A 16,711-nucleotide genomic window follows, 5' to 3' on the forward strand; every position below is an offset into this window, starting at 1 on the left:
TTTGTGCCTTTGTGTTTAAATTATTATTTCACCACCTCAACCCAAAATCCTTTTGTTCGAGCCAAGAAGGTATTGTCGTACATCGCTTCGCATTGAAGTCCTGGCAAATAATACGTTCCCAAATATGATGCATTCAAGAGCACTCGGAACGTCTTGGTTTCGTTAGATTTTAGACTGAAATAGAAGTTGGTTCTATCATCCCGAATATCAATATAATCGGCAACATTGTTGGTCGCATCTCCGTAATCTGTGAATCGGGTGTTGACGATTTCAAAACCTGAAGGAAGAATTTGCGTTAATGCCACATTTTCTACGCGTTCGTTCTTTTGATTTCTAACGGTTACTTCCGCTATAAACTCCGTTCCTTGATTGATTCTTGCAACATTGATGACATCGCCCTTTCTGTTTTTGAAAACAATATTGGCGTCCATATTACTTTGAACCACTTGCTCCTCACCCACCGGAAGTATTCCGCTGTTCAGCAATCGCACATAAATCGTGTTGTCTTTATTGTTTTTAATCGTCACGCCGTTACTACCCGTTTTTACAACCAAATCTCTATTGGCAATTGATTTTGATGTTTTAACGGCTTGACTTTTTCCACCATTGCTGTACTGCACATCGATGCCCTTGCTTCCGTTGCTTAATGCAAATTTCGACATGGCATACAAGCAATAGGCTGTAGTTTGGGTACTCATCCATTGATTGGCTGACATTTGCTTGGCCAGTTTATTCGCCATTGCAAATGCTTTTTGCTTTTGCCCCAATAGAACCAAAGTCTCCAAAGCCATTGCACGATTTCTATCGCTTGAACCATAATAATAGTATTGATAATTGCTGTTATCCTCATCAATTTTGCTTTTAGCCAATAACGTCATTCCAGCTTGTTTCTGACCTGCGAGAACATAGGCCGACGCCAAACGAAGCTTGCTTTCATTGGAAATTCCAGTGGTTTCGCGCAATCTGTTCATTGAGGCCAAATCAGGAGCACCGGCCAAAGCCAACGTATAAAGTCGGTAGGCTTGCGCCAAATCATTTCCGTACTGCGGAACGAATCGCCAGTTTTTCGCTTCTTTTTTCTGATACGAAATCCATTTTGATTTGAAGTTGATAGGCAATACATAGCCTTTTTTCTCCGCTTCCATCAAGAAATGTCCTGCATAGGAAGTTCCCCAGTCGTCTGCATTCTGATTTCCTGGCCAATACGCCAATCCTCCATTTGCCAACTGGAAACTGCCCAAACGATTGATTCCCGCCGTTACATTCTTCTGAATACTGTTCTGTTGGGAGGCACTCAAATCGGCCACATCATTCAAGAACAATTGCGGAAAACCAGCCGAAGTGGTCTGCTCCACACATCCGTGAGGATAGGAAATCAAGTACTGCAATCTTCTGTTGATGTCGATGGTTGGCATTGACGAAACTTCAAGCTTGGCTTTGTTGCTTCCGCTTATACCAAAGGTTTCCCAAGAAATCGTTTTGGAACTGTTCGGTTCTACAATAACATCCTTGAACATATTGGTCATCGGATTTGGATTCGTCAAATCAATTTCAACATCATAGGTTGATTTCTCACTTCCCGATGTGGCGATGATTTGCACTTTTCCGATTCCAGTCGCGCTTCCTACAGCCAAATTAAAATACGTCATCTTTTCATCAGGCTGTGTGAAATTCACGGTCTGGGTTGTCGCTCCAATAACACGCAATCCGTTATTGGTCTTGATTTGAACCGTTACATTTTTCACTTTATTTTCCATTGCAAAAACCGTAACGGGGATGGTCACTTTTTCGGATGGAGATATTTTTCTCGGCAACGAGGCCAATACCATCAACGGACTACGAACAGGAGTAGCTTTCTCCACACTTCCGTAGGCACTCGTATTGTCATCTCCCGCAACCACCATCGTTCTAACCGAACCAATGTATTTCGGCAGTTGAATCTGATGTGTTTTCGTTTGTCCTTTTGGCAAAACAAATGGCCCAAGGTACACCACAACGGGTTTGAAGCGATTGGCTTTCTTGGCTTTTCCTCCACCCAAATCCTCATCTCCACCGATACTGAAAATCTGATTTATTTTTCCGCCATAAGCACCTATAATATTGTCATAAACATCCCAAGTTTTCACGCCCAAAGCTTCTCTTACATAGAAACTGTCCCAAGCATTCGGTGTTTTGAAACGCGTCAAATCTAGCAAACCTTCGTCTACAACGGCAATGGTATAAGTCATTGCTTTTCCAGATTTCTCTGAAACTTTCAGGTTGAATTTCTGTTCCGGTTTCAATACATCCGGCATTGCAATCTGAGGTTGCAAGATGGTGTTCTTGTCAATCACTTCTATCGGAATGATACCGTACATCCTGATTGGTGAATCGTTCTTGGTCGAGGCGTGCGGTTGCAACAGCGTAATATTGAAATAGACATTTGGAGCCATGGCGGACGTAATTGGAATATCCACTTTTGTTTCACCTTTTGTGGTTTGCGTCCAAACGGTTTGCACCACTCTCGAACCATTTTCAATCGAAATCAAAGCCCTGCCTCCTTGGCTCGACGGAAACGAAAGCTTCGCCACTTCGCCAACAGCATAGTTCTTTTTATCGGTAGAAAAAACCAACATATTAGCCGTTGTTGCATCCGTATTCTTGGTCTTACCCGACCACATTGGCCAATCGATTAAAACCGTTTGAGCCGTGGCGTGACCATCGTCTCCGTTTTGAACACGCACTAAATATCGTCCCCATTCTTCATCGGTAACGGCAAATTGGAAACTTCCCTTACCCGAAGCATCAGTGTTTACATAGAAATTCTTGAAGGCAGTCGTAGCATTCGAAGAGCTGAAATTCGAAAGATTATCATACGAAGCATCCCACCACCAGCGCCATTCTACTTTATAAACACGCACTTCAAGGTTTCTAACGGATTTCGGACGGCCGTTTTCATCTACCGTAACTACTTCGAAACGATTGTTCTTTCTCGTTTCAAGCATTCCGTATTTATTTGGCTCTGGTGATTTTATTCCCACATAAGTATTGTAAGGCGAATAGGTCGTAGCCATTACATCCGTACTGAAATCGCCCCCTTCTTCATATACTTTCGTGATGAAGGCCGCCTTCAGCATTCCAGGTGCCTGTCCGTTTAATCTTGGATTGATATCCACCGAAGCCCTTCCGTATTCGTCCACTTTTCCTGAGAAGATATTGATTTCCTCGGTGTTAAATTTTCGCACCACATCATCAAAAACATAATTCTTATAGTTCTTGAATGTTGTAGCCTGTTGCGAGAATTTCGCCTGCATCTCCACCTTCAGGTTCTTCGCTATTGCTCCGTGAAGCCACGTTACTTCTAGGTTGCTTGTGTTTGGATAGGCCGAAGAAAGCACCGCATTCTTGAAACTGTTCTTGATTTTTAGTCGGTTTGGTTTAATGGTTTCAATCTTGATGCTCTTGTAGAATTTCGCACCGCCGACACTCACCATCGCCTCCCAGCTACCTGTCGGGGCATCTGAACTTGTTGGCACTCCAAACGCATAATGGTTCAAATCATTGGCTTTCTTAACGGTCTGATAGCTCACTTTTCCGTTCGGATCCGTCAGGCGGAATTTGATTGGATGCGACTTTGGCAGTTTGTTGGCCTGATCGTTCAAGATAAAAGAAAGGTACAGATTATCGCCCGGACGCCATACGCCTCGCTCTCCATAAATGTATCCTTTTAACCCTTTTTGCAACACTTCGCCTGCCACATCAAAATTACTTTGCGACAACGAAGTACCATCGTCCAATTTCACGTAAGTGGCATTATTCCCTTGTGTTACAATCGCAAAATAGGCGAATCCCTTCAATTGGAAATTTACAATCCCTTCTGAATTGGTCGTGGCCGAAGCCAATTTCTGTTGTTGGAAACTGTACAGGTCAACCGTTGCTCCCGAAACCGGTTCGGTCGTCACGATATTGTTTACGGCAATAAAATACGACTTGTTCTCGCCTCTTTTGGCTATCACACCCAAATCCGAAGCCAAGATATTCGTACCAATCTTTGCGTTGTAGAAATACGAATTCGTGCACGGGTCTTGGCTTTCGCGCCACTCGTAATCGTCATAGTCGTAGTAATAATCTTCATAGCTGCCGCTGTAGTTCACGTCGTTTTCATCCACTTCCTCTTCTTCTGAAGCATCATTAGGTTCTGAACTTTCGCATTTGTAGAGCGAGTAGGCTTTCTTAAAGGAGAATTCCACACGGTAAATCGCTCCCGGTTCGGGCGTAATGATTTTTGACAAATCCATCGCAAAGGTGTTCCATTTGTTGGTATTTATTAGTGTGTTGGATTTTAGGTTGATGGTTTTCTTGGCCACCGGCTGTGCCACTCTTTTCAGGTTTCGAACGCCATTAAGGTCGTTGTCCTGAAGGAATTGCAAGATGTTGTTCTTGTAAATCTTATATACTTTAACGTCGACCGCCTTAAGGTTTACGGCTTCGAAATTAATCTTCAAATTGTTCGAACTCGGCATGATCGTTCCGTTCTTGATGAACCGAACGTCCGGTTTCAGCTGGTCGAAGAGCACTTTTGTCGAGAAGTTTTTCTTCATCTTATAGCCGTCTTCGCTTTCAATTCCTTGGAAGATTTCCAGCAGCAAATTACCCTTCAACGGTTCATCAAAAAATACTTTCAACATGTTTCCTTGGATGGCGTAGGTAATGTTCTCTGCCGTTTCAACTGATACCAAGCCTTGGAAATTCTGTCCTTTCAACAAAGGATCGGAGAAGTTAATCAATAACGTTTGGTTGCTTCCATTTGCCACCTCAACATTCACCACGCTAAAGTTGTCCTTGCCCACCACCGTATAATTAATCTTGCCTTTTTGCTCAATCCCCACATCGCTGCCGTCGTAGAGGATTTCAATCGTAGAATCCTCAACAAACCGCTGGATGCTATCGATCCTGAACTTGAATTCCGTCGGCGAGCTCATCGCCTTGTCAAACTTTATCTTGAGTTTCTTGCCCTTTTGGTCGGCCATTACAAGCTTCGTAGCCGTTTCCAAATCCATATCATCGGCGGTTTTCAAGGTCGCGTTCAGGTATTGGTAGTCCTTGCTGTAGGATTGTATGTCTTGCGTAGTAATCAGGAAATCCTGCTTGATGGTTTTCACCGTAAAATTGAAATCGTCGAGCTCTTTCGGGGTATCAATCAGTTTCGAAAGATGCAGGGTCACCTGGTATTCGGTATTCTGGTCGAGTTTTTTTTCGGGTATAAAAGCCAGCGTATTGCTTGACAGTGCCACGACTTTCCCGTCTACGCTTGGCGAAATATCAAACAAGTTGCTGTCTAAAACATCATTGGCTTTCCAGTCTTTTTTGTCAAACGCCAAAACCACGCGGATGTCCGATTTGGTCGAAACCAAACCACCGGTAAAATTGGTGATGAACTCCTTAAACAATGAAAAATCTGAATTAAATTCGGCAGCCGATTTCTTGCTACACGCTTGGAACAATAAAAATGCAAAAACCACGTAAACGAATCCTTTTGTTTTCATTTTTATAAAGAGTTAAGAGGTTAAAACAGCCACTGCCGTTAGTGGCATAACTGTTAAAGCTGGTTTTATATTGTACTAAATATACGCTATTTTGAATAATTATTTTGGAAGTTTTTTCCGAAGCAACAAGCGTCGGAAAAAGCTTCCCTTTAAGTCGGAAGAATTACTTCTTTGCCGTGATTAATTCCTTGAGCAAATTGTTCTCCCAACGAAGTTTTTGGAGTTCTTCGGCCTGCTGCTGTATGAGCAAATCCTTATCTGCAACGAGCTGTGTACTGCTCTCATATTCTCTGGGAAGCAAATTTGCAATGTCCATAAAAAAATTATACTTCAAAGCATGCGACATCCTGATCAGGTTGCGTGTTTGCAACGATTCCTGTCTTTCATTCGCATAAATGGCGGTATTAGGAACACCAATCTTGCGCGCTACATCGGTCCTTTTGAAGTTTTTTCGATCGATAAATTTTTGAATCAATTTCCCTACGTGTATTTCATCTGCCATAATTGCTTGCTTTTAAGGTTTGACAATGAAAACGCTCCTATCATGAGCATCTTTTTATTAGAAAGTAACTTTTTTAGTATAGTACTGATTTGTCCCGAATTGGTTTTAACACAATACAAAAGTGTTCATATACAATTATTATAAATTTAAGCTAAATTTTAATACGTTCTTATACGGATACTATTATAGGAACAAATAAACTTCATAGTTCATGTACAACGAGTATTGCAGGAACAAATAAACTTCATAGTTCATGTATGCCGAGTATTGCAGGAACAAATAAACTTTATAGTTCATGTACGCCGTGTATAGCAGGAGCAAATAACCTTTATAGTTTATGTACGCCGATTACTGCAGGAACAAAATACAATACTAGTTATTATACATTTTCAATACAATATCACAATAATTTATATAAATATATACATAAATTATTTAATTACGATAAAAACAGTAGTATTCAAAACCCTAAAATCAATTTTGCAATAGAAAAGTAAATCAAGATTCCGCAGATGTCGTTGCTCGTCGTTATAAACGGACCCGTAGCAAGTGCGGGGTCGATGCCGAATTTGTCGAGCAGCAACGGAATAAAAGTCCCGATCAAAGAGGCGATAATAATTACCGACATCAGGGAGATGGTTACGGTCAAGCCGATTTCATAGCTTACGCCAAGGAGCAAATGGCTACCCAACAAGAGGATGGTTCCGAGGATGAAACCGTTTAATAAACTCAGGCTGACTTCTTTTACAAGTCGGTTCCAAAGCGAACCCGTGATGGTTTGATTCGCCAAACCCTGCACGATGATTGCCGACGATTGTACACCAACGTTTCCTGCCATAGCGGCAATGAGCGGAGTGAAGAAAAATAATTCTCTGTAAACAGACATGGCGTCCTGGAAACCTTCGAGCAATGTTACGCTGATAAAACCTCCCAATAGCGCCAAAACCAGCCATGGTAAACGCGCTTTTGTAAGTTCGATCACGCTGTCATCGGCCTCAACGTCCTGTGAGATACCTGCCGCCAACTGGTAATCCTTGTCGGCTTCGTCCTTGATTACGTCTACGATGTCGTCAATAGTGATGCGCCCTACGAGTCGTCCCATCTCGTCTACCACAGGAATGGCTTCCAAGTCATATTTTTGCATGATCCGCGCCACCTCAACATCCTCGTCGTCTACTTTTACAAAGTTTAATTTGGTGATGTAAACGTCACTGATAGGCGTTTTGGTAGAAGTGGTCAATAAATCTTTTAGGGAAAGTCGGCCTTTCAAACGGTCCTCGTCGTCCACCACATAGATGGAATGTACGCGGGAAATGTTTTCGGCCTGGATGCGCATCTGTTTTACGCAAGTGAGCACGTTCCAGTTTTCATTGACCTTAACTAGTTCCTTGTGCATGATACCCCCGGCGGTATCTTCGTCATAACGCAAAAGTTCCACGATGTCCTTCGCGTGCTCCACGTCCTGAAGTTCGGAAATAACCTCCTCTTTCTTGCTTTGCGAAAGTTCGGCGATGATATCGGCCGCGTCATTCGTTTCCAGCTCATCCAGCTCTTCGGCAATCTCTTTTGGCGAAAGCCTGCTCAGGATGTTTTCACGCAGATCTTCGTCCAGCTCGAGAAGGATTTCGGCGGTTTTCTCACTGTCGAGAATCTTAAAAATATAGGTTGCCTCGTCAAAGTCAAGCTCATCAAGGATTTCTGCAATATCGGCGTGGTGCAAGTCGTTCAGCAAAAGCTCCAGTTGCCTGTCGTTCTTGCTTTGAATGAGTTGCTCAACCTCTATTATAAAATCCTTACTGATCTTAAACTCCATCTGCTTCTATTTTTTTGGTCAGTTCAATGAAATCCTCTACCGAAAGCTGTTCCGGGCGGAGGTCAAAGATACTATCTTCTCTTAAATTATCAGATAAATTTAATGTTTTTAAACTGTTACGTAAGGTCTTTCTGCGTTGCTGGAAGCCTGTTTTTACTACCGTGAAGAACAATTTCTCACTGCAAGGCAAGGTGAAATTTTCTTTTCTTCGCAAACGCAAAACACCCGACTTCACCTTCGGTGGCGGATCGAAAACATGTTCGCTAACGGTAAACAGGTATTCGGCATCGTAGAAGGCCTGCGCCAAAACCGATAAAATTCCATAGGCCTTTGTTCCTTTCTTTTCGCAGATTCTCTCGGCTACTTCTTTCTGGAACATGCCTGCAAATTCGGGAATCTGGTTGCGCAGTTCCAATGCTCGGAACACGATTTGCGTTGAAATATTATACGGAAAATTGCCTATGATGGCGAATTGCTTTCCGTCGAAAACTTCGTTGATGTTGTATTTCAGGAAATCCTTGGAGATGATTTTTCCGTGAAGCTTTGGATAATTTTCATCCAAATACGCCACCGATTCCGTATCGATTTCAATTACATAGGTATTGATGGGCTTGTCGAGCAAATATTTTGTAAGCACTCCCATCCCCGGCCCAATTTCGAGTACGTCCTGATAGCCTTTAAGGTTCAAGGTATCGGCAATGTCCTTTGCGATGCTTTCGTCCTTAAGGAAGTGTTGCCCAAGATGCTTCTTGGCTTTTACTTTTTCCATTTTAGATTATATTTTAGTCCCGACGCTTCGGGATAGAATTTAGATTTTAGATTGCTTATCTAAAATAGATTCTGATTAATGTTCGGAAATAAGTTCCAATTCTGTTCGGAAAGCCAGCATTTTGTCGCCAAAAAGCCTTTGCCCTTCTTCTCGCAAACGTGGTGCATCTTCCTCGTAGTACCTTTCGAGTGTTGCCTTGCTGTCAGTAGTATATTGAACGGAATAGGTGGTTCCGCCCATTTCTTCTTCAATCAAAACCTTTACGATTTTGGCAGAGGAGAATTTTCCTGTGGCAAGCATTTCGTTGATGTGCTTTTGTTGCATCCAGTTCAGCCATTGGTCGTGAACACTTTCGTGGATGTTTATAGTGACGTTGTATATGATCATTTGATTTTAGATATAAGATTTATGATTGAGGATTTCAGATTTGACATTTGGGATTTCAACTATTTGGAATTTACAAGTTCGCATCTCCCCTCAACTGACGGAACTTTCTTCTAGCCTCGATAAAATAAATACTATCCTGATGGTTGAACAAAATGGCTTCGTATAAAGGCTTTGCTTTTTCAGGCATTTTGAATTGGTCGTTGTAAATTTCGGCAGAGAAATAAAGAGCTTCATCGATGTAAATTCCTTCCTTATGATTGTCGATGATATTCTGGTATTGGCTCAAGGTCGAATTATAATCGTGTAGCTTTTCATAGGTCTGTCCCAGTCTTAAGATGGTCGCACTTTCTATTTCATCACCTTTGTTTTCCTTCAAAATATTTTGAAATTGTACCAAAGCTTCCTGTGTCTTGTTCTGGTATAAAAGATAATCGGCTCTTGCGAATTTCTTCAGCGCCGTTTGCGTCGAATCCGAAACAGTGTTGTCGTTTATCAACAGGAAATACTCCAAGGCATCATTGGCGATCAATTGCGTCGAAGCTGATTTCAACACTTTAAACTGACTTGTCGCGTAAACGAAATCGCTTTTAAAATAACTGGTCTTCGCCGATTTCAGGCTTGCTTCGTGCCCTATTTCATCATTTTTTAAATCCTCTTCAATTTGCGAATAATAGATCAACGCTTGGTTGAATTTCTCTTCGAAAAGCAAAATGTCCGCAAGTTCCATTTTGATGTCAGCCTCTTGATATTTGTTGATCGGAAGTTCCAATGCTTTCTTCAATATTGATTTTCCAAGCTCTGGATTTTTCATATTGAAGGCTACAAAATGCGCCTGAAGCGTTTGCAACGATAACGAATACGGACTGATACCGAACTTTTTGAGCAACAACTCAAGTTCTGCATTTATCGCCGGATAGTCCTTTTCAGTGGCTTTTTTGATTTTATTTTCCATCAAAAACGAATGTGCAAAAATCTGCAAGTCGATGTCCTGTGTATTTTCCAAAACAAAATTGATGATTTCCGTTGCCGATTCGTCATCGCCTTCTTCAATGGCCAATTGTGCTAGGTTTACGATGTTTGAAAAGGTTTCAGGCTCTCTTTTATAAATGGCTTTTTCTTGGATGAATGCCTTTCCGTATTCCTTTTGCTGTACAAAAAACCAACTCAGGAATTGATTCCAAAAGATATCCTGGTCTTTTTGTGTTCGAATCAAGAGTGCTTTTCGTAACGAATCATTAAAGCTAGTTTCGGCATCTTCCGTCATAAATCGCGACAACTGATTCTGGATCATAATGGAACTCTGTGGATTCTTCTGGGCTTCCTCAAGGAATTTTTCAATCATCATATCGGTCTTGCCTTGTTGACCATAAATCACCGCCATCTGATAGGTAAAGGGTTGGATTGAAGAACCTTTCTGATAGGCTTTCAAGGCATAATCCAACAATGCTTTCTTTTCGAAATTTACAGCAATTGCAAATACATTCGAAGGATTCTCGTCTATTTTTTCCAATGCCTTATCGTAGAATTTCTTGGCATTGGCTTCGTCTTTTTGCAGTTGATAGTTGTAGCCCATTTCCACCATCATATTGCCCTGCTTGTACTTATCCATCCTAATCTGAATAAGCTCCTTGGCTTTGTCAAAGTTAGAAAGTTGCTGGTTCGACTCTACTACTTTTTGAAAATACAGGTTATTTCCGGGCTGGTTTTTCAATAATTCCTCGTAGGCAATAAGTGCTTTTTCGAAATCACCTTTTTCAAAATAATTCTGTGCCAGCTGTTCGTTTTGGGCGAAACCGGCTAGCGTGAATAATAAGAGAATATATGAAAAAAAGTGCTTCATTGGAAGTTGAAATTATACTAATCAGCGAATTGTGAAATTTAGTACTTTTTAAATTTGTATTCTTGAATTTTATCTTAAAATTTAATGCTAAAGAAAATCAAAATCGATTCTCTTTAGCATTATAAAAGTATGACTTCCTAAAACTGATTAGTCAATAATATCAAATCCTGTATATTTTCGCAACACCTCTGGAATAACGATTCCTTCTGGTGTTTGATAGTTTTCTAGAATTCCCGCTAAAACACGTGGTAAAGCCAATGAACTTCCGTTCAAGGTGTGTGCCAATTGGTTTTTTCCATCCTTATCTTTGAAACGCAATTTCAAACGGTGTGCTTGAAAAGTTTCAAAGTTAGAAACCGAACTGATTTCCAACCAACGGTCCTGAGCCGTAGAAAATACTTCAAAATCATAGGTCATTGCAGATGCAAATCCCATATCGCCACCACACAGTCTTAAAATTCTGTAAGGCAATTTCAATTCGTTCAAGATTTCGCGAACGTGCTCTACCATGCCTTCCAACGCTTCGTATGATTTATCAGGATGCTCCACACGCACGATTTCCACTTTGTCAAATTGATGCAAACGGTTCAAACCACGAACGTGAGCTCCATAAGAACCTGCTTCTCTACGGAAACATGGCGTGTAAGCCGTTGCCAAAACCGGCAATTCGTTTTCGTGCAACAATACATCCCTGAACAAGTTCGTCACCGGAACTTCCGCAGTCGGAATCAAATACAAATCGTCCGTTTTGTCGTGGTACATCTGCCCTTCCTTGTCCGGCAATTGTCCCGTTCCGTAAGCTGAAGCTTCGTTTACCAAATGAGGCACTTGAAATTCTTGATAACCAGCATCGGTGTTTTTATCCAAGAAATAGGTAATCAACGCACGTTGCAATTTGGCTCCTTTTCCTTTGTAAACCGGAAAACCGGCACCTGTGATTTTATTTCCTAATTCGAAATCAATAATGTCGTATTTTTTAACCAATTCCCAGTGAGGCAAGGCTCCTTCGTGCAAAACAGGAATTTCTCCCTCCTGCAAGGTCGTCAAGTTGTCTTCTGGGGTTTTCCCTTCCGGAACTAAATCGGCAGGAAGATTTGGCAATAGGTATAATTGTTCCGTCAATTCATTGGTGTAAACCTCTAATTTCTCAGACAAATCCTTGCTTTTTTCTTTCAATGAAACATTTTTCTGCTTCAAGATTTCAGCTTTCGATTTCTCGCCAGATTTCATCAATTCCCCAATGTCTTTGGATAGCTTGTTCGATTCCGACAAAATATTGTCCATTTCAGCTTGTGTGGCTCTTCTTTTTTCGTCGAGCTGCACCGCTTGTTCAACAATAGATTTGGCATCCATGTTTCTTTTTGCCAAAGCTTTGAGGACTTTCTCCTGATTTTCTCTAATAAACGCTATCTGTAACATTATATATGGTTTTATAAGTGCGCAAATTTAATGAAATACTTTTATTAAACGACGGAATGTGGATTTTCTTCTCAGGGCATAACCGCCTCTAAAAATACCTATTTATGGTTATTTTTTATGTGCAATCCGATTAGTAGCTTTGGAAAAACTTTACATCATGAAAACCCCTAAAATTCTTTCCTATTTATTGCTGAGCTTTGTTGGTTTAACCACTATGGTTGCTTGTTCTTCGGATGAAGAGGGCGACGATACAGGCGGTGGAACAGTAAGCAATTCCTTGCATCTGAAATTCAAGACACCTGATTGGGAGCGAACCATCAATTGTGAACAATTGGATTTAATGCCGATGAATCCAGCCGATGGCGTTTATGCGGTTTCAGCAACTTCTGCATCCACAAATGAAACATTTTATTTTTCGTATCCTCAGGACAGTTCGGACATGAACCAGGTTTCGAACTATAAAAAATACGGAATCGTGAGCTACGGCGATAACGATCAACCGTTTCAATTTTCGCAAAAATTACCCGATAATCAAGGTAGTACCGATAGATTAATCAGTTTGGCAGACAATTCTTCTACCTATTATAACGAAGTAGAAAAAATAGAATACGTTGGTCACGAAGCCAACTATTCCATCTTTAAAGTGAAATGCAAATACAACATGAGAACCTATTTGTTGAGCAACGAAGCCACTATCAAAGATGTTTCGGGTACTTTTCATTTTAAAATAAGAACTACAAGAAACTAAATTCTTCGTGTTTTTACAGAAACTGATACAGCTGTATGAGAAATTGGTTTTTTCGCCACTTTATACAAAATCTGATACAGATGTATGAGAAACTGTCCTTTTTATAGTTTTTCAACCAATCCGTTACAACTGTACAAGGCATAAAAGCACTTGCTTTAGAGGGTTGTACAGTTGTACAAGGCACAAAAGCACTTGCTTTAGAGGGTTGTACAGTTGTACAAGGCACAAAAGCACTTGCTTTAGAAGGTTGTACAGTTGTACAAGGCATAAAAGCACTTGCTTTAAAGGGTTGTACAGTTGTACAAGGCACAAAAGCACTTGCTTTAGAGGGTTGTACAGTTGTACACAGGTTTGTTGATTTTTAAAATTACAACCTCAACAAATTAACCTTCTATTTCACAAAGTCTTACCGAAGTGGTAGTTATTCTTTATCTTTGGGCAAAATTTTTGCTTTTCGATGAAATATAGCTACCTCCTCGTTTTTTTATTTTCAACTATAACGCTCTTTGCACAGAATAACAATATCGCTGAAGCCGAAATGAAATCGGCTTCGCAAATAATAGCTTTTTCGGCCAATCCGAACACGGCAAACTACGATGTTACCTATCATAAACTGGAATTCACGGTGAACCCTTCGGTGTTTTTTATCACGGGAAAAGTAACGACAACTTTTACCGCCTTGTCTAATATGTCGACCGTTACTTTTGATTTGACTAATGAACTAACGGTAAGTTCCGTGACTAAAAACGGAACACCCCTGACATTTGTTCAAAACAGCAACAACGAATTGGTGATTACACTTCCATCGGTGCAAACTGCTGGGACTTCGGGAACGGTTGTCATCAATTATTCAGGTGAACCTTCGCAGGGAGAAGACGCTTTTACGATTGACACCCATAACGGAACGCCTATTCTTTGGACGCTATCCGAACCTTATGGAGCAAGAGATTGGTGGCCTTGCAAGCAGGATTTGAACGATAAAATCGACAGTGTTGATATTTATATTACGGCTCCTTCTGCTCACGTTAGTGTTGCCAATGGCAAGCAAATTGGTATTGTGAACAATCCAAACAGCACCAAAACGACACATTTCAAACACAACCATCCTATTCCTGCCTATCTCGTTGCGATTGCCGTGACGAATTATCAGGTTTTTACGCAGACTGCCGGAACTGCTCCAAACACCTTCCCGATTGTAAATTACATTTATCCGGAGAATTTTACTTCAGCACAAAACAGTCTTGCTGTGACGCTACCAATTATGGATTTGTTTGAAGAGCTATTCGAAACCTATCCTTATGCCGATGAAAAATACGGTCACGCACAATTTGGCTGGGGCGGCGGTATGGAACACACGACGGTTTCGTTTATGGGAAGTTTCGGAAGGGATTTGATTGCGCACGAATTGGGTCACCATTGGTTTGGAAACAAAATTACGTGTGCTTCTTGGAACGACATTTGGCTCAACGAAGGGTTTGCTTCCTATATGGAAGGCTTGGTTATCGAGGAGTTTGATGGTGCTACTGCTTTCGCGAATTGGAAAAACAGCTTGACGCTCAACATCACTTCGCAACTGGGAGGTTCGGTGTATGTTCCCGAAAGTGACATCTTGAATGTGAACCGAATTTTCAGTGGCCGATTGACGTATAATAAAGGAGCGATGGTCGTGAACATGCTTCGATTGAAACTGGGCGATACGAACTTTTTTCAAGGTTTAAAAAATTATCTAGCCGATGCAAACTTAGCATTTGATTATGCTGAAACAAACGATTTGAAGACGCATTTGGAAACGGCATCAGGCATCAGCTTGACAGAATTTCTTAATGACTGGGTGTATGGTCAGGGTTATCCAACGTATAACATCCAAGCTCAAAATATAGGTACTGGGCAGGTGAAATTTGTCGTAAACCAGACACAATCACATCTTTCTGTTTCGTTTTTTGAAATGCCTTTGCCGGTTAGGGTTTATGGAAATGCGGGCCAGCAAATGGATTTGGTTTTGAACCATACTTCAAACGGACAGCAGTTTATCGAGAACGTTCCGTTTGTAGTGACCGATTTTGATTTTGATCCGAATAAGGAAATCATCTCAAAAAATAATGTCACCAATTTATCGACAGAAGAATTTACTATGTTGCAGGAATTGATGTTATACCCAAATCCTACCTCGGATCTATTGCGATTGACTGTTCCGCAAGGCTTACAAATCAAGGAAGTTGTTTTTTATAATACCATCGGACAGCAAATAAAAACCTCAACCGAAAATTCTTGGAATATAGCCGATTTTGCTTCCGGAGTTTATTTCATGAAAGTGTTTACTGATTTTGGTGTGAAGCAGATTCGGTTTGTAAAGGAGTAATTATTTATTTGAAATTTTGCTTTGCGTCTTTGCGACTTTGCGAGAAATAATGCTCGCAAAGTCGCAAAGTCGCAAAGTCATCCATTTGAAAACAAACTACTGAATCGCCTTTATCCTTGAAGCCAAAAACGTAATCAGCAGTCCGAAAACACCAATAAAAGCGAACGAAAATTTTAATCCGAAAGCTTCGGCAATATAGCCAATAATGGGAGGTCCCATCAAGAACCCAAGAAAACTCACACTCGAAACGATGGTTAAAGCTTCACTTGGCGAAACACTTTCGTTTTTCCCTGCCACGCTATAAACCGTCGGAACAATTGTAGAAACACCCAACCCGACTACCATAAAAGCTATCGTGGAAGGTATCAGATAGGGCAAGAAAACGGAGGTAAAAAGTCCTGCCGAAATCATAATACCGCTGATTTGCATCACCTTTTTTCGACCAAATTTAAAGATAAGCTTGTCGCCGATGAATCTTCCCGTTGCCATCATGATCATAAACGAAGTATAACCGATGATCACCAATGGTCCGGGTGCTAAAACCACATCTTTAAAGTACACCCCGCTCCAATCAAACATTACTCCTTCGCTGGCCATACAACAGAAACCAATTACACCCAACCAGATTAAAGTGGCATCGGGCTTGGTAAAGAATTTCTTTTTCTCAACTATCTTCTTTGCTTTCGCTTTTATCAGATGACCGAAATTGAGCGCCATTACGAGCAATACAATCCCAAAAACAGTTATAAAATGAACGTAGGGCGAAAGTCCGAACCCTAGCATGATCAAACCAATCAAAGCTCCGGTAAATCCTGCCGTACTCCAAGCACCGTGAAACGACGACATGATGGTTCTTTTATAAAGTCCTTCGGCATAAACGCCTTGCGTATTGACAGAGATATTCGTGAAATTTCCGAAGATGCCAAACACAAAAAGCACCAGTGAAAGTTGAAATGGCGTTGATGCCAAACCAATATTCGTCATCATAAAAGCATACAACACCATCGCGATAAGAATAACCTTATGGCTCCCGAATTTCGCCACGACCTTTCCAGAAAAAGCCATTGCTAATAATTGCCCGAGCGGAATGGCAAACAAGATGGTGCCCAATTCGCTTTCGCTTAATTTCAGCGATGCCTTCAAATCCGGAATTCGGCTGGCCCAAGTCGAGGAACACAATCCCATGGCAAAATAGAAGAGCGAAACCGCCCAACGGATCCTTTTCAAATAGGATTCTTTAGCAAATTTGTAGCCTTTTAATTTTGGTCGGGTGTTGAATTTATTTATAAAACGGAATTCCATGCGTCTTGCTTTAGGACTACAAAGGTCTGCTATTTTACATTCTCAAA

Annotated in this window: 10 protein-coding genes; 2 read left to right on the plus strand and 8 right to left on the minus strand. The window is 41.1% G+C overall.

What is annotated here, in order from left to right; translation table 11 throughout:
• Positions 1-23 precede the first annotated feature (23 nt).
• The 7 genes from ACI6PS_RS09395 to serS form a co-directional block, all read right to left on the minus strand.
• A complete protein-coding gene (locus tag ACI6PS_RS09395) occupies positions 24-5,525 on the minus strand; it encodes an alpha-2-macroglobulin family protein (RefSeq protein WP_421012305.1) in 5,502 nt (1,833 codons plus the stop codon).
• Positions 5,526-5,688: 163 nt separating this feature from the next.
• Positions 5,689-6,027: a hypothetical protein gene (locus ACI6PS_RS09400; protein WP_421012306.1), complete on the minus strand. Its 339-nt coding sequence runs from the start codon at positions 6,025-6,027 to the stop codon at positions 5,689-5,691.
• Positions 6,028-6,487: 460 nt separating this feature from the next.
• Positions 6,488-7,840, minus strand: coding sequence for a magnesium transporter (gene mgtE, locus ACI6PS_RS09405; protein ID WP_421012307.1), 1,353 nt, complete (start codon positions 7,838-7,840; stop codon positions 6,488-6,490).
• Positions 7,830-8,609 (minus strand): 16S rRNA (adenine(1518)-N(6)/adenine(1519)-N(6))-dimethyltransferase RsmA, encoded by a 780-nt coding sequence (gene rsmA / locus ACI6PS_RS09410; RefSeq protein ID WP_421012308.1) that lies wholly within the window; start codon positions 8,607-8,609, stop codon positions 7,830-7,832. The genes mgtE and rsmA overlap by 11 nt, the downstream gene beginning before the upstream one ends.
• Positions 8,610-8,684: 75 nt before the next feature.
• Positions 8,685-8,996 carry a DUF4286 family protein gene (locus ACI6PS_RS09415; RefSeq protein ID WP_421012309.1) on the minus strand — a complete coding sequence of 104 codons (312 nt, stop codon included), beginning with the start codon at positions 8,994-8,996 and terminating at the stop codon, positions 8,685-8,687.
• Positions 8,997-9,066: 70 nt separating this feature from the next.
• Complete coding sequence (locus tag ACI6PS_RS09420) at positions 9,067-10,836, minus strand: tetratricopeptide repeat protein (protein ID WP_421012310.1); 1,770 nt, start codon at positions 10,834-10,836, stop codon at positions 9,067-9,069.
• A 147-nt stretch (positions 10,837-10,983) separates the two neighbouring features.
• On the minus strand, positions 10,984-12,255 hold the full coding sequence (gene serS / locus ACI6PS_RS09425; RefSeq protein WP_421012311.1) for a serine--tRNA ligase: 1,272 nt from the start codon (positions 12,253-12,255) through the stop codon (positions 10,984-10,986).
• A 157-nt stretch (positions 12,256-12,412) separates the two neighbouring features.
• Between serS and ACI6PS_RS09430 the strand changes: the two genes are divergently transcribed.
• Together ACI6PS_RS09430 and ACI6PS_RS09435 are read left to right on the plus strand one after the other, a co-directional pair.
• The gene (locus tag ACI6PS_RS09430) at positions 12,413-13,003 is read left to right on the plus strand and encodes a hypothetical protein (protein WP_421012312.1); all 591 of its coding nucleotides are present in this window, start codon (positions 12,413-12,415) and stop codon (positions 13,001-13,003) included.
• 457 nt (positions 13,004-13,460) lie between these two features.
• Positions 13,461-15,362, plus strand: a complete 1,902-nt coding sequence (locus ACI6PS_RS09435; protein ID WP_421012313.1) for a M1 family aminopeptidase — start codon at positions 13,461-13,463, stop codon at positions 15,360-15,362.
• 96 nt (positions 15,363-15,458) lie between these two features.
• Here ACI6PS_RS09435 and ACI6PS_RS09440 read toward each other — a convergent pair whose 3' ends face one another.
• Positions 15,459-16,664: an MFS transporter gene (locus ACI6PS_RS09440; protein WP_421012314.1), complete on the minus strand. Its 1,206-nt coding sequence runs from the start codon at positions 16,662-16,664 to the stop codon at positions 15,459-15,461.
• Positions 16,665-16,711 lie beyond the last annotated feature (47 nt).

Origin of the sequence: Flavobacterium sp. PLA-1-15 (assembly GCF_049060005.1) — a bacterium.
Classification (GTDB): domain Bacteria; phylum Bacteroidota; class Bacteroidia; order Flavobacteriales; family Flavobacteriaceae; genus Flavobacterium.